Origin of the sequence: Klebsiella sp. HMSC16A12 (genome assembly GCF_001808265.1) — a bacterium.
Classification (GTDB): Bacteria; Pseudomonadota; Gammaproteobacteria; order Enterobacterales; family Enterobacteriaceae; genus Klebsiella; species Klebsiella pneumoniae.
Window position 1 is genome coordinate 29,013 of record NZ_KV792545.1, and the last position, 20,636, is coordinate 49,648.

Annotated in this window: 17 protein-coding genes; 9 read left to right on the top strand and 8 right to left on the bottom strand. The window is 60.5% G+C overall.

Annotated elements, in window-relative coordinates; translation table 11 throughout:
- The 5 genes from HMPREF3140_RS04865 to yegS all read left to right on the top strand — a co-directional run bounded on the left by HMPREF3140_RS04865 (position 1) and on the right by yegS (position 6,429).
- Entirely contained in the window at positions 1 to 1,416 is a 1,416-nt protein-coding gene (locus HMPREF3140_RS04865) for an MFS transporter (RefSeq protein WP_004151136.1), read from the top strand.
- A complete protein-coding gene (baeS, locus tag HMPREF3140_RS04870; protein WP_032411947.1) occupies positions 1,413 to 2,891 on the top strand; it encodes an envelope stress sensor histidine kinase BaeS in 1,479 nt (492 codons plus the stop codon). The genes HMPREF3140_RS04865 and baeS overlap by 4 nt, the downstream gene beginning before the upstream one ends.
- Entirely contained in the window at positions 2,888 to 3,610 is a 723-nt protein-coding gene (gene baeR / locus HMPREF3140_RS04875; RefSeq protein ID WP_004175198.1) for an envelope stress response regulator BaeR, read from the top strand. Before baeS ends, baeR begins: the two co-directional genes overlap by 4 nt.
- 318 nt (positions 3,611 to 3,928) lie before the next feature.
- Positions 3,929 to 5,290, top strand: coding sequence for a prephenate-dependent tRNA uridine(34) hydroxylase TrhP (gene yegQ, locus HMPREF3140_RS04880; RefSeq protein ID WP_004144192.1), 1,362 nt, complete (start codon positions 3,929 to 3,931; stop codon positions 5,288 to 5,290).
- A 242-nt stretch (positions 5,291 to 5,532) separates the two neighbouring features.
- Positions 5,533 to 6,429 carry a lipid kinase YegS gene (yegS, locus tag HMPREF3140_RS04885; protein WP_004151134.1) on the top strand — a complete coding sequence of 299 codons (897 nt, stop codon included), beginning with the start codon at positions 5,533 to 5,535 and terminating at the stop codon, positions 6,427 to 6,429.
- 264 nt (positions 6,430 to 6,693) lie between these two features.
- Here yegS and HMPREF3140_RS04890 read toward each other — a convergent pair whose 3' ends face one another.
- The 4 genes from HMPREF3140_RS04890 to dalD all read right to left on the bottom strand — a co-directional run bounded on the left by HMPREF3140_RS04890 (position 6,694) and on the right by dalD (position 11,593).
- Complete coding sequence (locus HMPREF3140_RS04890; protein WP_004175126.1) at positions 6,694 to 7,356, bottom strand: HAD family hydrolase; 663 nt, start codon at positions 7,354 to 7,356, stop codon at positions 6,694 to 6,696.
- A gap of 48 nt (positions 7,357 to 7,404) precedes the next feature.
- Complete coding sequence (dalT, locus tag HMPREF3140_RS04895) at positions 7,405 to 8,682, bottom strand: D-arabinitol transporter (protein WP_004175125.1); 1,278 nt, start codon at positions 8,680 to 8,682, stop codon at positions 7,405 to 7,407.
- A 70-nt stretch (positions 8,683 to 8,752) separates the two neighbouring features.
- Entirely contained in the window at positions 8,753 to 10,216 is a 1,464-nt protein-coding gene (gene xylB / locus HMPREF3140_RS04900; protein WP_020801662.1) for a xylulokinase, read from the bottom strand.
- A 9-nt stretch (positions 10,217 to 10,225) separates the two neighbouring features.
- On the bottom strand, positions 10,226 to 11,593 hold the full coding sequence (gene dalD, locus HMPREF3140_RS04905; protein ID WP_020801658.1) for a D-arabinitol 4-dehydrogenase: 1,368 nt from the start codon (positions 11,591 to 11,593) through the stop codon (positions 10,226 to 10,228).
- A gap of 206 nt (positions 11,594 to 11,799) precedes the next feature.
- Between dalD and HMPREF3140_RS04910 the strand changes: the two genes are divergently transcribed.
- Positions 11,800 to 12,741, top strand: coding sequence for a sugar-binding transcriptional regulator (locus tag HMPREF3140_RS04910; RefSeq protein WP_004144198.1), 942 nt, complete (start codon positions 11,800 to 11,802; stop codon positions 12,739 to 12,741).
- 22 nt (positions 12,742 to 12,763) lie between these two features.
- On the opposite strand, the gene HMPREF3140_RS04915 is transcribed toward HMPREF3140_RS04910, so the two are convergent.
- Entirely contained in the window at positions 12,764 to 13,765 is a 1,002-nt protein-coding gene (locus HMPREF3140_RS04915; RefSeq protein ID WP_004180590.1) for a LacI family DNA-binding transcriptional regulator, read from the bottom strand.
- Between the two features lie 254 nt (positions 13,766 to 14,019).
- On the opposite strand from HMPREF3140_RS04915, the gene HMPREF3140_RS04920 reads away from it, so the two are divergent.
- From HMPREF3140_RS04920 to HMPREF3140_RS04930, 3 genes are all read left to right on the top strand, one after another.
- Entirely contained in the window at positions 14,020 to 14,769 is a 750-nt protein-coding gene (locus HMPREF3140_RS04920) for an SDR family oxidoreductase (protein WP_004180592.1), read from the top strand.
- Between the two features lie 26 nt (positions 14,770 to 14,795).
- Positions 14,796 to 16,403, top strand: a complete 1,608-nt coding sequence (locus tag HMPREF3140_RS04925; RefSeq protein WP_032411949.1) for an FGGY-family carbohydrate kinase — start codon at positions 14,796 to 14,798, stop codon at positions 16,401 to 16,403.
- 81 nt (positions 16,404 to 16,484) lie between these two features.
- On the top strand, positions 16,485 to 17,768 hold the full coding sequence (locus HMPREF3140_RS04930) for an RbtT/DalT/CsbX family MFS transporter (protein ID WP_004175116.1): 1,284 nt from the start codon (positions 16,485 to 16,487) through the stop codon (positions 17,766 to 17,768).
- Positions 17,769 to 17,826: 58 nt separating this feature from the next.
- On the opposite strand, the gene fbaB is transcribed toward HMPREF3140_RS04930, so the two are convergent.
- The 3 genes from fbaB to thiM form a co-directional block, all read right to left on the bottom strand.
- Positions 17,827 to 18,879, bottom strand: coding sequence for a class I fructose-bisphosphate aldolase (gene fbaB / locus HMPREF3140_RS04935; protein WP_002912704.1), 1,053 nt, complete (start codon positions 18,877 to 18,879; stop codon positions 17,827 to 17,829).
- A 147-nt stretch (positions 18,880 to 19,026) separates the two neighbouring features.
- Positions 19,027 to 19,827, bottom strand: coding sequence for a bifunctional hydroxymethylpyrimidine kinase/phosphomethylpyrimidine kinase (gene thiD, locus HMPREF3140_RS04940; RefSeq protein ID WP_002912707.1), 801 nt, complete (start codon positions 19,825 to 19,827; stop codon positions 19,027 to 19,029).
- On the bottom strand, positions 19,824 to 20,597 hold the full coding sequence (thiM, locus tag HMPREF3140_RS04945; RefSeq protein ID WP_012541053.1) for a hydroxyethylthiazole kinase: 774 nt from the start codon (positions 20,595 to 20,597) through the stop codon (positions 19,824 to 19,826). The genes thiD and thiM overlap by 4 nt, the downstream gene beginning before the upstream one ends.
- Positions 20,598 to 20,636 lie beyond the last annotated feature (39 nt).

Here is a 20,636-nt window from a genome sequence, read left to right on the forward strand (position 1 = left end):
ATGACAGACCTCCCGGCCAGCGTGCGCTGGCAGCTATGGATAGTGGCGTTCGGCTTCTTTATGCAGTCGCTGGACACCACCATCGTTAACACCGCCCTCCCCTCGATGGCCAAAAGCCTCGGGGAGAGTCCGCTGCATATGCATATGATTATCGTCTCCTATGTGTTAACGGTGGCGGTGATGCTGCCGGCCAGCGGCTGGCTGGCCGACCGGGTCGGGGTGCGCAATATTTTCTTCACCGCCATCGTGCTGTTTACCGCCGGATCGCTGTTTTGCGCCCAGGCCAGCACCCTCGACCAGCTGGTGATGGCGCGGGTGCTGCAGGGGGTCGGCGGCGCGATGATGGTGCCGGTCGGCCGCCTGACGGTGATGAAGATCGTCCCGCGCGATCAGTATATGGCGGCGATGACCTTCGTCACCCTGCCGGGCCAGGTCGGCCCGCTGCTCGGCCCGGCGCTGGGCGGCGTGCTGGTGGAGTACGCCTCCTGGCATTGGATCTTCCTCATCAATATCCCGGTGGGGATCGTCGGCGCGATCGCCACCCTCTGTCTGATGCCCAACTACACCATGCAGACCCGGCGCTTCGATCTCTCCGGCTTTCTGCTGCTGGCCGCCGGGATGGCGACCCTGACCCTGGCGCTCGACGGCCAGAAAGGGCTCGGCATTTCCCCTGCCTGGCTGGCGGGGCTGGTGGCCGTCGGCCTCTGCGCCCTGCTGCTCTACCTGTGGCACGCCCGCGGCAACGCCCGGGCGCTGTTTAGCCTTAACCTGTTTCGCAACCGCACCTTCTCTCTCGGCCTCGGCGGCAGCTTCGCGGGACGCATCGGCAGCGGCATGCTGCCGTTTATGACCCCGGTGTTTCTGCAGATCGGCCTCGGCTTCTCCCCCTTTCACGCCGGGCTGATGATGATCCCGATGGTGCTCGGCAGCATGGGCATGAAGCGGATCGTGGTCCAGGTGGTCAACCGCTTTGGCTACCGTCGGGTGCTGGTCGCCAGCACCCTGGGCCTGGCGGCGGTCAGCCTGCTGTTTATGTTTAGCGCCCTGGCCGGGTGGTATTACGCGCTGCCGCTGGTCCTGTTTCTGCAGGGGATGATCAACGCCAGCCGCTTCTCCTCAATGAATACCCTGACGCTGAAAGATCTCCCGGACGATCTGGCCAGCAGCGGCAACAGCCTGCTGTCGATGGTGATGCAGCTGTCGATGAGTATCGGCGTGACCATCGCCGGGCTGCTGCTGGGGCTGTATGGCCAGCAGCATATGAGTCTCGACGCCGCCAGCACCCATCAGGTCTTTCTCTACACCTATCTGAGCATGGCGGCGATCATCGCCCTCCCGGCGCTCATCTTTTCCCGGGTACCGGATGACGTCGGCAGCAATACCGTCCTCCGTCGACGCAACAGGAGTGGATCGTGAAATTTTGGCGCCCGGGTATTACCGGCAAGCTGTTCCTCGCTATATTCGCCACCTGCATCGTGCTGCTGATCAGCATGCACTGGGCGGTGCGCATTAGTTTTGAACGCGGGTTTATCGACTATATCAAGCGCGGCAATGAGCAACGCTTAACCATGCTCAGCGACGCGCTGAGCGAGCAGTATGCCCAGCATGGCAGCTGGGCGTTTCTGCGCAATAATGACCGCTTTATCTTCCAGCTGCTGCGCACCTTCGAACGGGATAACGACGACCGCTCGCCGCCGGGGCACGCCATGAAGCCGGACGCCGCCCCGGACGGGCCGCCGCCGGATGGCCCCCCTGACGGCCCGCGCCCGAGGCCGGAAATGCCGCCCCACGGCTGGCGCACCATGTTCTGGGTGGTGGATCAGTCGGGGCGCGTGCTGGTGGGGCCGCGTGAGCGCGTCCCGGAGGACGGCACCCAGCGCAGCATCGTGGTCAACGGCGCGGAGGTGGGCAAAGTTATCGCCTCGCCGGTAGAGCGGCTGACGCGCAATACCGACATTAACTTCGACCGGCAGCAAAAGCGCACCAGCTGGCTGATCGTCGCCCTTGCCACCCTGCTTGCCGCGCTGGCCACTTTCCCGTTGGCCCGCGGTCTGCTGGCGCCGGTGAAGCGGCTGGTGGAAGGCACCCATAAGCTGGCGGCAGGCGACTTTTCCACCCGCGTGACGGTGACCGGCGGCGATGAGCTCGGCCGCCTGGCGCAGGATTTTAACCAGCTCGCCAGCACCCTGGAGCGGAACCAGCAGATGCGTCGCGATCTGATGGCCGATATCTCCCATGAGCTGCGTACCCCGCTGGCGGTGCTGCGCGGCGAGCTGGAGGCGATTCAGGACGGGGTCCGGCGCTTTACCCCCGAGTCGATTCCTTCTCTGCAGGCTGAGGTGGCTACCCTCACCAAGCTGGTGGACGACCTCCATCAGCTGTCGATGTCCGACGAGGGGGCGCTGGCCTACCAGAAAACCTCACTGGATATCATCACCCTGCTGGAAGTGGCGGCGGGCGCTTTTCGCGAGCGCTTCGCCAGCCGGCAGCTAAGCATTCAGGTGTCGCACCCGGAGCAGGCGATGATCTTCGGCGACCGCGACCGCCTGATGCAGCTCTTCAACAATCTGCTGGAGAACAGCCTGCGCTATACCGACAGCGGCGGCAGCCTGCACATTACCGCCCGCCGCAGCGGCCGGATGCTGGTGATTGACTTCGCCGACAGCGCCCCCGGCGTCAGCGATGAGCAGCTGGCCCGCCTGTGCGAACGCTTTTACCGGGCGGAAGGATCGCGCAACCGCGCCAGCGGCGGCTCCGGCCTCGGACTGGCGATTTGCCTCAATATCGTAGCGGCCCACGGCGGCACCCTGCGTGCCGACCATTCGCCTTTTGGCGGGGTTAGCATTAAAGTTGAGTTACCTCTGGAACATGATTTACCGAGAGACGTATGACTGAATTGCCTGTAGATGAAAACACCCCACGCATCCTTATCGTGGAAGATGAACCGAAGCTCGGCCAGCTGCTGATTGATTATCTGCAGGCCGCCGGCTATGCGCCTGCGTTGATTAACCACGGCGACAAGGTCCTGCCCTACGTCCGCCAGACGCCGCCGCACCTGATCCTGCTGGATCTGATGCTGCCCGGTACCGACGGTCTGACGCTGTGCCGGGAAATTCGCCGCTTCTCCGATGTTCCGGTGGTGATGGTGACGGCGAAAATCGAAGAGATCGACCGTTTGCTGGGGCTGGAAATAGGCGCCGACGACTATATCTGCAAGCCCTACAGCCCGCGGGAAGTGGTCGCCCGGGTAAAAACCATCCTCCGCCGCTGCAAGCCGCAGCGCGATCTGCAGGCGCTGGACGCCCAGAGCCCGCTGATTGTCGACGAAGGTCGTTTTCAGGCCTCCTGGCGCGACAAGCTGCTGGACCTCACTCCCGCCGAGTTCCGGCTGCTGAAAACCCTCTCCCAGGAGCCGGGCAAAGTGTTCTCCCGCGAACAGCTACTCAACCATCTGTATGACGATTATCGGGTAGTCACCGATCGCACCATCGACAGCCACATCAAGAACCTGCGGCGCAAGCTGGAGGCGCTGGACGCCGAGCAGTCGTTTATCCGCGCGGTGTATGGCGTTGGCTACCGCTGGGAAGCGGACGCCTGCCGGCTGGCGTAGTTAGCCTTTTCCCGGCTCGCGCTGCGCTTCGCCGGGCTACACGTTCACCGCCATCTGCAATCCGTAGCCCGGGTAAGGCGTTTACGCCGCAACCCGGGGAACTCCCTAGAGCCTATCCCACCAGGCGTTATTAACGCTGTCAGTGTGAGCACTGCCCAGGTTCAAAATGGCAAACAAATTAGCCATACTGAAAGATACCTATCTGATATTTACTCCCCTTCGCCGCGGCGCTACAATGCCCGCCCTTAATGTGGGGACACTCCCCAACTCGCCGCACCAGGTGCGGCGAATCTGACCTGTCATCAGAACGAGAACACCATGTTTAAACCAGAACTCCTCTCCCCGGCGGGAACGCTGAAGAATATGCGTTACGCTTTCGCCTATGGCGCCGATGCCGTCTATGCCGGCCAGCCGCGCTACTCGCTGCGCGTGCGTAACAACGAATTCAATCACGAAAATCTGCAGCTCGGCATCAATGAAGCCCACGCGCTGGGTAAAAAATTCTATGTGGTGGTCAACATCGCCCCGCATAACGCCAAGCTGAAAACGTTTATTCGCGATCTGAAGCCGGTGGTGGAGATGGGTCCGGACGCGCTGATCATGTCCGATCCGGGTTTAATCATGCTGGTGCGGGAACACTTCCCTGAGATGCCGATCCATCTTTCAGTGCAGGCCAACGCCGTCAACTGGGCGACGGTCAAATTCTGGCAGCAGATGGGGCTCACCCGCGTGATCCTGTCGCGTGAACTGTCGCTGGATGAAATCGAAGAGATACGCCGCCAGGTGCCGGAGATGGAGATCGAGATTTTCGTCCACGGCGCGCTGTGCATGGCCTACTCCGGCCGCTGCCTGCTCTCCGGGTATATCAACAAGCGCGACCCGAACCAGGGGACCTGCACCAACGCCTGCCGCTGGGAATACAACGTGGCGGAAGGCAAAGAGGACGACGTCGGCAACATCGTCCACAAATATGAGCCGATCCCGGTGCAGACCGTGGAGCCCACCCTCGGCATCGGCGCGCCGACCGATAAAGTCTTTATGATTGAGGAAGCCAAACGTCCGGGCGAGTACATGACCGCCTTTGAGGACGAACACGGCACCTACATCATGAACTCGAAAGATCTGCGGGCTATCGCCCACGTTGAGCGTCTGACCCAGATGGGAGTTCACTCGCTGAAGATCGAAGGCCGCACCAAATCCTTCTACTACTGCGCGCGCACCGCTCAGGTTTACCGCAAGGCGATCGACGATGCCGCCGCCGGCAAACCGTTCGATACCAGCCTGCTGGAGACCCTGGAGGGGCTGGCCCACCGCGGGTACACCGAAGGCTTCCTGCGCCGCCATACCCATGACGATTATCAGAACTACGAGTACGGCTACTCCGTCTCCGAGCGCCAGCAGTTTGTCGGCGAATTCACCGGAGAGCGTAACGGCCCGCTGGCGGCCGTGGCGGTCAAAAATAAGTTCAGCGTCGGCGACAGCCTTGAGCTGATGACCCCGCAGGGTAACGTCAACTTCACCCTTGAGCATATGGAGAATGGCAAAGGCGAAACCATGCCGGTGGCCCCGGGCGATGGCTATACCGTCTGGTTGCCTGTGCCGGACGACCTGCCCCTGCAGTATGCCCTGCTGATGCGCAACTTTACTGGTCAAACAACCAGAAATCCGCACGGTAACTAGTTAATTTGCGTTATTTTTTCACGATGTAAGGATATTAGAATCGGATCACATACCGTTTCGATCGAAACAGGTATCATCCATTTCGCTGAAAAACATAACCCATAAATGCTAGTTGTACCAGGAACCACCTCCTTAGCCTGCGTAATCTCCCTTACGCGGGCTTATTTTTTTGCCTCTCCTCCGGTCTTCGCTTTCGTCATGCGGTACACTTTATGCAACATTGAGCAATAAAGGTTCCCTTGATGATGTCTACGTTTCCTGCCAGCTTACTGATCCTTAACGGCAAAGGTGCCAATGAACCGCAGCTACGCGAAGCGGTTAACCTGTTACGCGATGAAGGGATTGATATTCACGTCCGCGTGACCTGGGAAAAGGGCGATGCCGCTAGGTTTATCGATGAAGCCCTGCAGCTGAACGTTGAAACGGTGATCGCCGGCGGTGGCGATGGCACCATTAATGAAGTGGCGACCGCGCTGGTGGAGCGCGGCGGCAAGATGGCGCTAGGGATTTTACCGCTGGGCACGGCTAACGATTTCGCCACCAGCGTCGGTATCCCGCAGGATCTGGCCAGCGCCCTCAAGCTGGCGATCGTCGGCCGCGATGTGCCGATAGATATCGCCCGGGTGAATGATAAAACCGGCTTTATTAATATGGCGACCGGCGGGTTCGGCACCCGGATCACCACCGAAACGCCGGAAAAACTCAAGGCCGCGCTCGGCGGTGTCTCTTATTTAATCCACGGTCTGATGCGCATGGATACACTGAAGCCGGACCGCTGCGAGATCCGCGGGGAGAACTTTCACTGGCAGGGCGATGCGCTGGTCATCGGCATCGGCAACGGTCGCCAGGCCGGCGGCGGCCAGCAGCTGTGTCCGGAGGCGTTGATTAACGATGGTCTGCTGCATCTGCGCATTTTCACCGGCGAAGAGCTGATCCCTGCCCTGTTCAGCACCCTGGCGAATCCGGAAAACTCGCCGAATATTGTTGACGGTGTCTCCTCGTGGTTTGAAATAACCGCGCCCCATGAGATGACCTTTAACCTCGACGGCGAGCCGCTCAGCGGAAAAACCTTCCGTATGGAGCTGTTACCGGCGGCCCTGCGCTGCCGGCTGCCGCCCGACTGCCCGCTGCTACGCTGAGGCGGACAGGGGCACACTGCCCGGCGGCGCTACGCTGGCCGGGCCTACGGTTCGCAGATCTCATGCCGCGCGGATAAGCGCCGCGCCATCCGGGGAAGTCAACCCAGGCCGGGTCAGGCGGCAGCCGCCACCCGGCAAAAAAACCGGTTTGGCGCCCCCCTGAACCTTTCCCGCGGATTAAGGCTATCAATGGGGCGTGAGCGCAGAGAAGAGATTAACCGACCAGCTACATCCCGGGAATGTCTGCGCCCACAAATGGCTGACTTAAACCGCCGCCGCTGGCTCCGCGCTAAGCGCTTCCAGCAGTTCAGGTAAGGTTTGATAGCGGCCAGCGGCGGCCTGAAAACGCGCGTGCTGGCTATCTTCTGCAATCACTATCGTGGCAATCCCCGCCGACTGGGCCGCGCAAAAGCCGGTAAAGCTATCCTCAATCACCAGACACTGGCTGGCATTGAGATTGAGCTTGCGCAGCGTCGTGAGGTACACCGCCGGGTGCGGTTTGCCGCGTGGTTCATCATCCGCGCTGGAGATCGCGTCAAAAAAGTGCCAGAGCGAAAGCTTGTTCAGCACAGCGGCAATAACCTGACGAGATGATGACGTGGCGAGCGCAATCTTATAACCCGCTTCGCGAAAATAGCGTAACGCCTCCTGCACCCCGCGCATCGGTTCGCCTTTCGCGGCAATCAGGCGGGTGATGCGCTGCAGGATGGCGTCTTCAAGCCGCTGCGGAGCGAGATCAAGCTGAAAATAGCGGCACCAGGTGCCGGCAATGTCGTCGAGGCGCTTGCCCTTGGTCAGGGTTTCACATTCAGCAACGCTCGCCGTTGCCCCCCACTGCGCGAGGGCGTCAATCTGCGCCTGACGCCACAGCGCCTCGGAATCAATAATCACGCCATCCATGTCAAAAATAACCGCCTGCATACTCATTCGTTCACCTCATTAAGGCTGGCATGAAGCGCATGCCAGCCGCAGTACCTATGAGAATTCAACCTGCTCGCGGGCGGTTGCTTCCTTGTGGGAGAACCCCGGCTGCTCCACGCGGATAAAGGCGCAGAGGAAAAAGGCCACCACGTACAATCCGGTATAGGCGATCACCACCCCGATGGTGCTGAAGAACGGCAGCAGCACCACGGCAATCGCCGGCGCGAGAAAGTTCGACATCCCCGCCGACAGGTTATAGACCGAAATGGCCGCACCTTTATGCTTCGGCTCCAGCGCCGGGAACACGGCCGCCAGCGGCACGAAGGCGGCGACAAAGATCCCGAGGGCGATGGCGGGGATCAGCGCCATCGCAAAGCTATGGCCAAAGTGCTGAGGAATGTAGTAAAACGCCAGGCTGGAGAGCGCCATCCCGATGCAGCCGAACCAGCGCACCACCTTCATCCAGCCAAGTTTTTCCCCGAGGATCCCCCACAGCACGTTAGAGAAAATGGTGGTGAAGAAGAAGACTGCCCATACCTGGAGCCATTCTGAAGTGCTGAAGCCCAGCTCATCGACAAACATCATCGGCATAATCACCGCAAAACCGAACAGCGAGAGGGTATTGATAATCCTCACCATGCTCGACAGCAGAATATTGCGGTTGGTATAGAGCAGCGTCGCGGCGCGTCCCAGCTCGGAAAACTTCTCACGGGTGGTGAGATTCTGCATATGCTGCGGCGTTTGAATATGGCGCAGGGAAACCAGGGCAATCACGCCCCCGGTAAGGCAGAAGGCCAGCGCCAGCCACAGGGTGCCCATTTCGCCAATGTGGGGAATGGTAAAGCTCGGAATATAGCTGCCGAAGACCCCGATGCCGATGGAATACACCGCCCAGAACCAGCCGATGGCCGAGCTGGCGTTGTCGCTTTTGACGTTATGGACAATCGCCACGATAAACGAGTAGAGGAACAGCGGATAGGCGAAGCCGCGGATGCCGTAGAAAAGCAGGATCAGCGCATAGTTGGCGTGACCGAGGCCGAAAACGAGGAACAGCACGTGGAATACGCACCACAGCACGAAGCCAATCATCATCGTTTTCAGCGGGGTGATAATTTCCGCCACCACCCCGGAAATCCACGCCGACAGCGCGGCGGCCAGGCCGTAGAGGGTAAAGGCAAAGGAGGCCTCCGCCGGAGAGAAGCCGAGCGCTTTGATATAGTGCGACAGAAAGGCTAATTCAAAACCGTCGCCGGTCATAAATACGGCAATGGCGATGTATCCCCAGAGCAGGTTCAGGGGTAAACCGAGCCACTGTTTATTATTGATAGACATAATAACCTCGTTTTCAGGGTACAGGGTGGCCGCTCCGCGACGTGCAACGAAGCGGCGGTTATGATGAAAATCAGTGCTGTCGATAGTGCAGATCGTTTAAATACAGGGCTTTAAACTGCGCGTAGCGTTGCATCAGGATGTGGTGGCGAATGGGATCCGCACGCCAGGTCTGCCAGACTTCCGGTTTTTCACACACCGCGGCAACCGGTTTGCCCGCAGCCAGGCAGGCCAGCCGCGCCGCGCCCAGCGCGCCGCCGGTCTCTCCGCCTTTGTGGGTCACCACCGGCATAGCGAGAATATCGGCCAGCAGCTGGGCCCAGAACGGACTGCGGGCGCCCCCGCCCACCAGCGAGCACTGCGCGATCGGCGTCCCGCTCTCTTTCAATGCCTGCAGGCCGTCGTTGATCCCAAAGCTCACCCCCTCCAGCACCGCGTAGCCTAGCTGCGCGCGCAGGCTGGCATGGGTCATGCCCCAGAAGATGCCGCGGGCGTCAGGATCGTTATGCGGGGTTCGTTCCCCGGAGAGATAGGGCAGGAAGAACGGCGCGTTGGCTTTATCCTCCTCGCTTAGCTCGGCAATCTCCGCCAGCAGCGCCACCTCCGTGGTGCCGGTCAGGCGGCAGAACCACTGCAAACAGCTGGCGGCGCTCAGCATGACGCTCATCTGGTGCCACAGGTTCGGCAGCACGTGACAAAACGCATGTACCGCCGACTGCGGCGCCGGACGATAGGCGTCGGTCACCACAAACAGCACCCCGGAGGTGCCGAGCGAAATAAACGCATCTCCCGGCGAGACCGCGCCGACGCCAATGGCGCTGACCGCGTTATCCCCCCCGCCCCCGGCCACCACCACCGAGGCGTTCAGCCCCCAGCGCGCAGCCACCTGCGGGTCAAGGGTGGCGGAAACCTCGCAGCCTTCGACCAGCGTCGGCATTTGGCTACGCGACAGGCCGCACTTGTCCAGCAGAGCGTCGGACCAGTCGCGCTTCGCCACGTCCAGCCACAGCGTCCCGGCGGCGTCCGACATATCGGAGACTTTCTTCCCGGTCATCCGGTAGCGCAGATAATCCTTCGGCAACAGCACCGTGGCGGTGCGCTGAAAGTGTTCCGGCTCGTGACGGCGCACCCACAACAGCTTCGGCGCGGTAAAGCCCGGCATCGCCAGGTTGCCCGCCACCTGATGCAGCTCCGGCGCCATCGCCTCCAGCTCGGCGCACTCTGCGGCGCAGCGGGTGTCGTTCCACAGAATGGCCGGACGGATCGCCTCCCCCTCTGCATCCAGCAACACCGCGCCGTGCATCTGCCCGGAGAGGCCAATCGCCTTAATGGCCGGCCAATGCTGGGCGCATTTTTCCCGTAGCGTGGCCATCAGGTACTCCGTCGCCTCCCACCATAGCTCCGGCGCTTGTTCTGACCAGTGCGGATGAGGCCGCTGAATACTCAGCGGCGCGCTATGGCTGGCGATAACCTCATGGTTCTCATCAATGACCAGCGCTTTGACTTCCGATGTGCCGAGATCGATACCCAGATACATAGCCACCTCTTAGTTAATCAGCGTGTAAACGGCGGCGACTTTCTCGCGCATCAGCGCCAGGAAATCCGCGTTGTTGGCGAGATCACCAAACAGGGCTTTATCACGGGCGAAGACAGCCACCGGATCCTGAGCCTCGAACATCTCATGCACCGCCTGCGCATCCAGGATGCCGTCCTGGTACTGATACGGCAGAGTTCCCTTGTGCCACTGCTCCATAAAGACGAAGAACAGCGCCGGCAGCATGGCGGTCGCCTCAGGGCGGACGCCGCGTTGGTAGCACTCCTGCAAGGTTGGCGCGATCATCGCCGGAATTTTCGAGAAGCCGTCGGCGGCGACGCGCTGGTTGGTGTCCTGGATATAGGGGTTGGTAAAGCGCTTAAGCACCACATCCCGGTAGGTCGGCAGATCAATGCCGTTATCGCCGAGACACGGAATAACGTCCTCCGTAACGTAGCGGTCGGCAATGGCGTAGATAACATCGGTCAGCGTGCTTTCATGAATATACTGCTGGCCGATTAAGGTTCCCGCCCAGGCAATGCAGCTGTGCGACGCGTTCAGAATACGGATTTTCGCCTCTTCATACGGGATGACCGACTCCACCATCTCCACGCCGACTGCCTCCAGATTCGGGCGGGCATCGCGGAAGTTGTTCTCCACTACCCACTGGATAAAGGTCTCCCCCATCACCGGCGCTTTGTCATCAATTCCGGTTTGCGCTTTGATGCGGGCCGGCAGATCGGCCGCCGGACGCGGGGTGATGCGGTCCACCATGGTGTTCGGACAGGTGGTATTGGCCGCCATCCAGTCAATCACCGCCTGTTTGCCGGTGAGCTGCAGGAACTCGACCATACCGTCGTGGAAACGCTCGCCGTTATGGCGCACGTTATCGCAGTTGAGCAGGGTCAGCGGCCCGGCGTTGTCGGCCATGCGCTTTTCCAGGATCCGCGCGAGGGTGCCGTAAATGGTTTTGCACTCGCCTTGCAGGTCGGCCTGCAGATCGGGGTTGCTGGTTTCCAGCCGATGGCGAGTGTTCAGGTAGTACCCCCCTTCCGTCACGGTAAAGGCGATAACTTTGGTCTGCGGGTTTGCCCCTTCGTTAATCAGCGGCTGTAGCCCGGCCTGCCACGGCAGCAGTTTCTGGATTGAGGTGATCTCTTCATATTCGCGCTCCCCTTCCGGGCTGACGGTCTCGAGGACGTAACGTCCTCCCTGCGCCGCCAGCGCCTGTACCACCTGCTCGGCGTCGTTGCGAATATTCCCCGCCGCGATGCGCCAGCGATTATCCCCGGAAGCAATCAGACGATGCAGATACCACGCCTGATGCGCGCGATGAAAAGAACCCAGACCGATATGAAGCCATGTGAATTGATTGTTCATGTTCTGCTCTCCTTGAGTTGATGGCGCCACTGTAATTGATCATTTGACCTAAATAAGAGCCATAGATCACAAAAGATCAATTACCCAATTAAATTACAAATGACCAGTAAAGAGCAAAAGCTTGCCAGTTATGCCAACCACGGCGAGAATGCGGGTATTCGCCGGGCCAATTGCGTGCCCTGGCCAGCAACTTAGGGCGGGAAACCATGAGTAAAGAAGACGATATCCGGTTGGATCAGAAGGTGCGTGCCGCATGGATGTACTACATCGCCGGCCAGAATCAGAGCGAGATTGCCAGCCAGCTGGGCACCTCCAGACCGGTGGTGCAACGGCTGATCGCCGCCGCGAAAGAAGAAGGGATTGTGTCGATTAATCTGCATCATCCGGTAGCGAACTGCCTCGATTATGCGCAGTTGCTGCAGGAAAAATACCGCTTGATCGAGTGCAATGTGGTCCCCGCCTTTAGCGAAGAAAGCACCCTCGACAGTGTGTCATTTGGCTGCTATCAGCTGATGGCTCGCTATCTGCAGGATGATAAAGAGAAAATCATCGGTCTGGGCTCGGGCCTGACCCTGAAAAAAGCGCTGCAGCGCATCGATTTTGACAGCCTGAATACCCGCTGCGTGGCGCTGATCAGCGCCATGAACGCCGACGGGCAGTGCAATTATTACGATGACGTGCCCCTGCTGCTGACCCGCAAAATTAAGGCCAAGTACTATCAGTGGCCGGCGCCGCGCTACGCCCAAAGCGCGGATGAGTATGAAATGTGGTGCACCAATCGCTTATTCCGCAGCGTCTCCGGCGTCGCCCGCGAGGCGGACGTGATTTTTGTCGGTATTGGTCCGCTGGGCACGCAAAGTCCGATCTTTAAAGACGGCTTTATCAATCAGGCGCAGATGGATGAGCTGACCGCCCGCGGCGGCATCGGGGAGATCCTCGGGCGGTTTATTGATGCGCAAGGCGACGTGGTAGACAGCGAGATCAACCGCATGATCACCAGCTATGATATCCGCCAGAGCCACTGCCCGCGGATTGCCGCTGCCTGTGGAGAACATAAACGACCGGCGATCCTGGCCGCCCTTAAAGGCGGCTGGATTAATGGCCTGGTGACCGATGAGCATACCGCCCGTTGGCTGCTGACGCGGTAACGTCGAACAGCCAGACAGCGACTCAGCTGCTGCTCATCAGTCGCGGGGGAATTTCAATCCGCTGCTGGCTGGCTTCGCCGGCGTCAATAATCGAAAAAACAGCGTCCAGCATCGCCGGCACGTCCTGCTGCACCATGTCGATATCGTGCCCCAGCAGGTAGACAAAAGGATCCCAGTCGAAGCAGCCCATCGGCGGCTGCTCGCTGCCGGTTAGCCCCACCTGCGACAGCCAGCGCACAACCCCTTCCAGGGATATCGTCGAGTTAACAAATATCCCCTGCAACAGCGTCTTCGCGCTGCCAAACCGCTCCTGCAGGCAGTCCTCAACGTGGCCTTTCGAATAGCCGGGAGCCAGAATATTCGCCTGCGGCACGCTAAGCCCCAGCTCGCGATGCGCATCGTGGAAGCCGCGTAAACGCTCGCTGGTGTTATGGTCGCTGCTGCGCCCGCCGATAAAGGTCAGCGGCGCCAGCTCTCCGCGGCGGCGGGCGCTATTAGCCAGGATCTTATGAGTCAGCGCTTTCGCCCCGCCGTAGTTATCCGAAATCACCGACGGCGAGAGAGAGCCCGGCAGGTCGAGATTGACCGTTGGCACGCCCGCCTGCTGGCATAGCGCGGAAATTTTATCCGGATTGGTCGCCCCGGTCGCGACCACCCAGTCAACCTGCCAGGAGAGCATCGCCTTTACCGCTTCGATCTCCAGTTCCGGACGCCGGCGCGTACAGGTGATAATCGGCAGCAGGCCGCGCTCGCGGGCCATCTCCTCAAAGCGTTCGGCGATGGAACCGAAGTAGCGGTTATCATATTTGGGGATAATCATACCGATGACGTGTGATTTTTTACTGCGCAGCATGCTGGCCTGACGGTTAATCGCATAGCCCTGCTCCTCGGCAATCCGCGTCACCTTTTCCGCAAGCTTGGCGCTGATGCGGCGCTTTTTCCAGTTACCGTTGAGGATAGCGCTCACCGCGCTCGCCGAAACGCCGGAAAGTTCCGCCAGGTCGTAAATCGTTATCTTCTTCATTTTTCCAACTTGCGTCACAAAATCATGTCGCTGTTAATTTCCCCACTTGCTCAATCGATGAAGCGAGAGCAACATAGCTTCATCGATTGAGCATCCTTTTCACGCCAGGAAGTACGCGCGCATACCGCCTCAACATGCCAGCAAGCCTGAATTAAGATGCTGATATTCAATATGTTACCAGTTTTAGTCTATCACCTCGAACGTGATGCCCTCGCGTTCGATAGTTTTAACCAGACACGGCAAAGGATTATAAAATGAACCACTCTGTCTCCTCTATGAATACTTCCCTCAGCGGTAAAGTCGCCGCGATCACCGGCGCGGCGTCCGGTATCGGCCTCGAGTGCGCGAGGACCCTGCTGGGAGCTGGCGCAAAAGTGGTACTGATCGACCGCGAAGGCGAAAAGCTCAACAAACTGGTCGCCGAACTTGGCGAAAACGCCTTCGCCCTGCAGGTCGACCTGATGCAGGCGGACCAGGTCGATAACCTACTGCAGGGCATTTTGCAGCTTACCGGGCGTCTCGATATCTTCCACGCCAACGCCGGCGCCTATATCGGCGGGCCGGTGGCCGAGGGCGACCCGGACGTCTGGGACCGCGTGCTGCACCTCAATATCAACGCCGCCTTCCGCTGCGTGCGCAGCGTCCTGCCGCATCTGATCGCGCAAAAATCCGGGGATATTATCTTCACCAGCTCGATCGCGGGCGTGGTGCCGGTGATCTGGGAGCCTGTCTATACCGCGTCGAAATTCGCGGTGCAGGCATTTGTGCACACCACTCGTCGCCAGGTGGCGCAGTATGGCGTGCGCGTCGGCGCCGTACTGCCGGGCCCGGTGGTTACCGCTCTGCTGGACGACTGGCCAAAAGCCAAAATGGACGAAGCGCTGGCCAACGGCAGCCTGATGCAGCCGATTGAAGTGGCGGAGTCGGTGCTGTTTATGGTGACGCGTTCGAAAAACGTCACCGTGCGCGACATTGTGATCCTGCCGAACAGCGTGGATCTCTGACCCTGGCCAGCCTGTGAGAGGATGTGATGCAAAACGATACGCAAAACATTATTGGCGTGGATGTCGGTTCGGGCAGCGTGCGCGCCGGGGTATTCAATCTGCGGGGCGAGCTCCTCGCCCACGCGACCCGGGAAATAACCCTGTTTCGCAGCGCCGGAAACAAGGTCGAGCAGTCGAGCCGTGAGATCTGGCAGGCGGTGTGCTACTGCATTAAAACGGCGGTGGCCAACGCCGGCGTTTCGCCGTCGTCGATCGCCGGGATCGGCTTCGATGCCACCTGCTCGCTGGTGGTGATTGGCGATAACGATGCGCCGCTGGCGGTCGGGCCTTCGGACGATGCGGACCGCAACATTATTGTCTGGATGGATCATCGCGCCACCGGGCAGGCGGAAAAGATCAATGCCACGGGCCACCCGGTACTGCGGTACGTTGGCGGCAAAATCTCGCCGGAGATGCAAACGCCGAAGATTTTGTGGCTGAAGGAGAATCGCCCGCACATCTATCAGCAGGCGCGCCACTTCTTCGACCTCGCCGATTACCTCACCTGGCGCTCAACCGGCGATGAAGCCCGCTCGGTCTGCACGGTGACCTGTAAATGGACCTACCTGGCGCATGAACAACGCTGGGATGCCGGTTACTTCCGCCAGATTGGCCTCGAAGAGCTGGCGGATGAAGATTTTGTCCGCATCGGCCAGCGGATTGTCGATCCAGGCACCCCCTGCGGCGAGGGCCTTTGCGCCACGGCGGCAGAGGAGATGGGCCTGCCGATCGGTACGCCGGTGGCGGTGGGGATGATTGACGCCCACGCGGGCGGCATCGGTACCGTCGGCGTGCTTAACGGCGCGGCCAACAATATGGCCTATGTCTTCGGCACTTCTTCCTGCACCATGACCACCACTCAGGAAGCGGTATTCGTCCCGGGCGTCTGGGGCCCTTACTATTCGGCGATGGTGCCGGGCTACTGGCTAAGTGAAGGCGGGCAAAGCGCCGCCGGCGCGGCTATCGACCAGCTGCTGAGCTTCCATCCGGCGGCGGCGGAAGCGCGCGAGCAAGCGAAAGCCGCAGGCGTCCCTCTACCGGTCTGGCTGGCGGATCGCGTTCTGACGCAAGTTGCTTCCCCTTCTGAGGCGGTAACGCTGGCCGCCGGTCTGCACGTCGTTCCGGAGTTTCTCGGTAATCGCGCGCCGCTTGCCGATCCCCACGCGAAAGCGCTGATTGCCGGGCTGGGGATGGAGCGGGACCTGGATAACCTGACCGCGCTGTACGTTGCCGGGCTATGCGGGATTGGCTATGGTCTGCGACAGATCATTGACGCCCAGCGCGCCTGCGGAATTGAGAGTGAAAATATCGTCATCAGCGGCGGAGCCGGGCAGCATCCGCTGGTGCGTCAGCTGTTGGCCGACGCCTGCGGCGTTAGCATCGTGAGCACCGCCAGCCGCGAGCCGGTGCTGTTAGGTTCCGCCATCCTCGGCGCGGTGGCGGGCAGAGTCGCGGCTTCGCTGCCGGAGGCCATGAAGCAGTTTACTCAGGTGGATGCCACCTATCACAGCGAGACTGCGTTTAGCCCGCTTCATCAGCGCAGGTATGCGGCCTATAAGGCGCTACAACAGGCCGGCAGGCTGATTCGCGAATAACATACCTCCTTATTTTATAACAATAATGCTCCGCTGCTGTGCAGCGGAGACACTCATCTGCACTCTGAAATCGAGGTCAACATGTCCGTTAATAACAAACAGTGGTACGGTCTACCGCTCAACCTCATCTGGGGATATGTCGCCATCGCCGTGTTTATGACCGGCGACGGCTTTGAGCTGGCTTTTCTGTCGCACTACATCAAAGCACTCGGATTCACCCCGGCGCAGGCTTCCTTTGCTTTTACTCTCTACGGTCTGGCTGCCGCCCTGTCGGCGTGGGTCTCCGGCGTGGTGGCGGAAATCATTACCCCACGCAAGGCCATGCTGATTGGCTTCGTGCTGTGGTGTGTGTTCCACGTACTGTTCCTCGTCTTCGGCCTCGGTCGCGCCAACTATGCGCTGATCCTGCTGTTTTATGGCATCCGCGGCCTGGCCTACCCGCTGTTCCTCTACTCCTTTATCGTCGCCATTATCCACAACGTCCGCAGCGACAGTTCCAGCTCCGCGCTGGGCTGGTTCTGGGCGGTCTACTCGGTGGGTATCGGCGTGTTCGGCAGCTATATTCCGAGCTTTACCATTCCCCACATTGGCGAAATGGGCACCCTGTGGCTGGCGCTGCTCTTTTGCGCCACCGGCGGCATTATTGCGCTGGTGTCGATGCGTCATACCGAAACGCCGCGCCATATGCAGAACCTGACCACTCGTGAAAAATTCGCCGAACTGGGGCGCGCGGCGACGCTGCTCTATACCAACCGCAGCATTCTGTTCTCGAGCATTGTGCGCATTATCAACACCCTGTCGCTGTTTGGTTTTGCGGTGATCATGCCGATGATGTTTGTTGATGAGCTGGGATTTACCACCTCGGAATGGCTGCAGGTATGGGCGGCATTCTTCTTCACCACGATCTTTTCGAACGTTTTCTGGGGGATTGTGGCGGAGAAAATGGGCTGGATGAAGGTTATCCGCTGGTTCGGCTGCATCGGGATGGCGCTTTCCAGCCTGGCGTTCTATTACCTGCCCCAGCACTTCGGCCATAATTTTGCCATGGCGCTGGTACCGGCTATTGCCCTGGGGATTTTTGTCGCCGCGTTTGTGCCGATGGCGGCGGTGTTCCCGGCGCTGGAGCCGAACCATAAAGGCGCGGCGATTTCGGTCTATAACCTGTCAGCCGGGCTGTCGAACTTTCTGGCGCCGGCGATTGCCGTGGTACTGCTGCCCTATTTCAGCACTATCGGCGTGGTAATAGCCTATACCGCCTTATATATTCTGGCCTTCTTCCTGTGCCCGTTAATCCGCGTTGAACAGCCTGGCTTTACCAGCGATCAGCATGCGAAACCGTTTACCGCCAACGCGGCAGAGTCTTAATAAACCGCATCTGGTACAAACAATGCGCAATCCGGGCGGTGACGCCCGGATTTTTGCCTTATGCAATAGTCACTTTGCCATCCAGATAAACATCCTGCACGGCATTGATCAGCTTCACGCCGTCGGCCATCGATTTCTTAAACGCTTTGCGGCCAAGGATCAGCCCCATGCCGCCGGCGCGTTTATTGATCACCGCCGTGCGCACCGCGTCGGCAAGGTCGGTCTCCCCGCCCGCCGCGCCGCCGGAGTTGATCAGCCCGGCGCGGCCCATATAGCAGTTGGCCAGCTGGTAGCGCACCAGATCGATGGGGTTATCGCTGGTCAGTTTGCTGTACACCCGGTCGTCGGTATAGCCGAAGTTAACCGCTTTGTAGCCGCCGTTATTCTCCGCCATCTTTTGCTTAACGATATCGGCGCCGATGGTGGCCGCCAGGTGGTTGGCCTGACCGGTCAGGTCAGCGGAAACATGATAGTCGACGCCGTCTTTCTTGAACGCCGAATTGCGCAGATAGGCCCACAGCACGGTGACCAGGCCCAGCTCATGGGCCCGCTCAAAGGCGGCGGAAATCTCTTCTATCTGACGACGCGATTGTTCTGAGCCGAAATAGATCGTCGCTCCCACGGCCACCGCCCCCATATTGAACGCCTGCTCAACGCTGGCGTAGAGGGTCTGGTCGTATTCGGTGGGGTAGCTCAGCGTTTCGTTATGGTTGAGCTTCACCAGGAAAGGGATGCGATGCGCGTAGCGGCGCGACACCGAGGCCAGCACGCCGTAGGTCGACGCCACGCAGTTACAGCCGGCTTCGATCGCCAGCTCGACGATATTTTTCGGATCAAAGTACAGCGGGTTGGCGGCAAAGGAGGCGCCCGCCGAGTGCTCCACGCCCTGGTCAACCGGCAGAATGGAAAGGTAGCCGGTTCCCCCCAGGCGTCCGGTATTGTACAGGGTCTGCATATTGCGTAGCACCGCCGGTGGTCGGTTGTTATCCACCATCACCCGATCAACATAATCTGCGCCAGGCAGATACAGCTGGTCGGACGGAATGGTTATACAACGGTGCTGCAACAGGCTCTCGGCATCTTTGCCCAGCAACTGCGTAATATCAGTCATAGCAATCTCCCGTAAGGCCGGCCGAAGCCGGCATGCATTATCCCAACCCAATTTTTTTGGGCAGGTTAAGCCTGGTACCGACTTAGCCTATTTTCCAGCCGGGGGGCCATTTTTTCAGGAGATTCTGCTGTCCCGTTGCGCTGCCATTTACCACCAGGCGTGGAAATGGTGCACCGGCCCGATACCGTGGCCTACCTCCAGAGAGTCGGCCTGCGCCAGAGCCGCCGACAGCCAGGCCTTCGCCTCGATAACGGTGGCCGCCCAGTCCGCGTGACGCGGGCGCAGCGCCGCCAGCGCGGCGGAGAGCGTACAGCCGGTGCCGTGGGTATTTTTGGTCTGCACTCGCGGCGCGGTGAACCGCTGTTCCCCTTCGCGGGTGAAGAGCCAGTCCGGGCTTTCGGCATCGTCGAGATGGCCGCCCTTCATCAATACCGCGCCGCAGCCCAGCGCCAGCAGCGCCCGCCCCTGCTCCAGCATTTCCCGTTCGTTACGCGCATGGGGGGCATCGAGTAGCGCGGCCGCTTCCGGCAGGTTCGGGGTGATCAATGACACCTGCGGCAACAATCGTTGACGCAGGGTCTCCACCGCCGAGGCCGACAGCAGCGGATCGCCGCTTTTCGCCAGCATGACGGTATCCAGCACCACGTTGGCCACCCGGTAGCGCGCCAGCCGCTCGGCCACGGCTTCCACAATATCGGTCTCCGCCAGCATGCCGATTTTGGTGGTATCGATACGCACATCGCTGAACACCGAGTCGAGCTGCGCGGCCACAAAATCCGGTTCGATGCGATAGACCGACTGTACGCCGCGGGTATTCTGCGCCACCAGGGCGGTGATCGCCGAGCAGCCATAGGCCCCCAGCGCGGAGAAGGTTTTCAGATCGGCCTGGATACCGGCCCCACCGCTGGGATCGGTGCCGGCGATGGTCAGGGCGTTGATGCGTTTCATCCCTGCACCTCCTGATACAGCGCGTCGAGAAACGCCGGAATAAAGCTGCCTGGGCCTCCCTGACGGGCGGCGATCTCCCCGGCCTGCTTCATCAGCCCGCAGGCGGCGGCCACGTTTTCCAGCCGGTCTCCCGGCAGCGCCGCGCTCGCCGCCACCACCGCCGACAGCGCGCAGCCGGTGCCCACCACCCGGGTCATCAGCGGATTGCCCCCCGCCACGCTGAGCACCCGCTCGCCGTCGGTGACGTAGTCCACCTCGCCAGTGACCGCCACCACGGTAGCCAGCCGACGAGCCAGCGCCTGGGCCGCCGGCAGCGCCGCAGCGGCCGTATCGGTGGTATCCACCCCGCGCCCGCCGGCGCTCATCCCGGCCAGCGCCAGAATTTCAGAGGCATTGCCGCGAATGGCCGCCGGCTGGAGGGCCAGCAGCTCGTGACAAAAGGCCGTGCGCACGGTCAGGGCGCCGACCGCCACCGGATCCAGCGTCCAGGGCTTGCCGGCCTGCCGGGCGTGCTCCACCGCGGCGCGCATCGCCACGGCGCGATCTTCGGTCAGGGTACCGACGTTAATTAACAGCGCATCAGCGATAGCGGCAAATTGCGCCGCTTCGCGGGGATCGATCACCATCGCCGGCGAGGCGCCGACGGCCAGCAGAACATTGGCGGTAAAGGTCTGCACCACGTCATTAGTCATGCAGTGCACAAGGGGGGAATGGGCGCGCAGAAGATGGCGCAGGTGCGCGACAGGCGCGGGATTCAACAGCTCAGGCATAGTTTGCTCCCGCCAGACGAGGTAGAAGCAATGACCCTG

Bases quoted from the DNA above. Each gene is read 5' to 3' on its own strand.
- HMPREF3140_RS04865 (WP_004151136.1), top strand. From the start codon at position 1: ATGACAGACCTCCCGGCCAGCGTGCGCTGGCAGCTATGGATAGTGGCG.
- baeR (WP_004175198.1), top strand. From the start codon at position 2,888: ATGACTGAATTGCCTGTAGATGAAAACACCCCACGCATCCTTATCGTG.
- yegQ (WP_004144192.1), top strand. From the start codon at position 3,929: ATGTTTAAACCAGAACTCCTCTCCCCGGCGGGAACGCTGAAGAATATG.
- yegS (WP_004151134.1), top strand. From the start codon at position 5,533: ATGATGTCTACGTTTCCTGCCAGCTTACTGATCCTTAACGGCAAAGGT.
- HMPREF3140_RS04890 (WP_004175126.1), bottom strand. From the start codon at position 7,356: ATGAGTATGCAGGCGGTTATTTTTGACATGGATGGCGTGATTATTGAT.
- dalT (WP_004175125.1), bottom strand. From the start codon at position 8,682: ATGTCTATCAATAATAAACAGTGGCTCGGTTTACCCCTGAACCTGCTC.
- xylB (WP_020801662.1), bottom strand. From the start codon at position 10,216: ATGTATCTGGGTATCGATCTCGGCACATCGGAAGTCAAAGCGCTGGTC.
- dalD (WP_020801658.1), bottom strand. From the start codon at position 11,593: ATGAACAATCAATTCACATGGCTTCATATCGGTCTGGGTTCTTTTCAT.
- HMPREF3140_RS04910 (WP_004144198.1), top strand. From the start codon at position 11,800: ATGAGTAAAGAAGACGATATCCGGTTGGATCAGAAGGTGCGTGCCGCA.
- HMPREF3140_RS04915 (WP_004180590.1), bottom strand. From the start codon at position 13,765: ATGAAGAAGATAACGATTTACGACCTGGCGGAACTTTCCGGCGTTTCG.
- HMPREF3140_RS04920 (WP_004180592.1), top strand. From the start codon at position 14,020: ATGAACCACTCTGTCTCCTCTATGAATACTTCCCTCAGCGGTAAAGTC.
- HMPREF3140_RS04925 (WP_032411949.1), top strand. From the start codon at position 14,796: ATGCAAAACGATACGCAAAACATTATTGGCGTGGATGTCGGTTCGGGC.
- HMPREF3140_RS04930 (WP_004175116.1), top strand. From the start codon at position 16,485: ATGTCCGTTAATAACAAACAGTGGTACGGTCTACCGCTCAACCTCATC.
- fbaB (WP_002912704.1), bottom strand. From the start codon at position 18,879: ATGACTGATATTACGCAGTTGCTGGGCAAAGATGCCGAGAGCCTGTTG.
- thiD (WP_002912707.1), bottom strand. From the start codon at position 19,827: ATGAAACGCATCAACGCCCTGACCATCGCCGGCACCGATCCCAGCGGT.
- thiM (WP_012541053.1), bottom strand. From the start codon at position 20,597: ATGCCTGAGCTGTTGAATCCCGCGCCTGTCGCGCACCTGCGCCATCTT.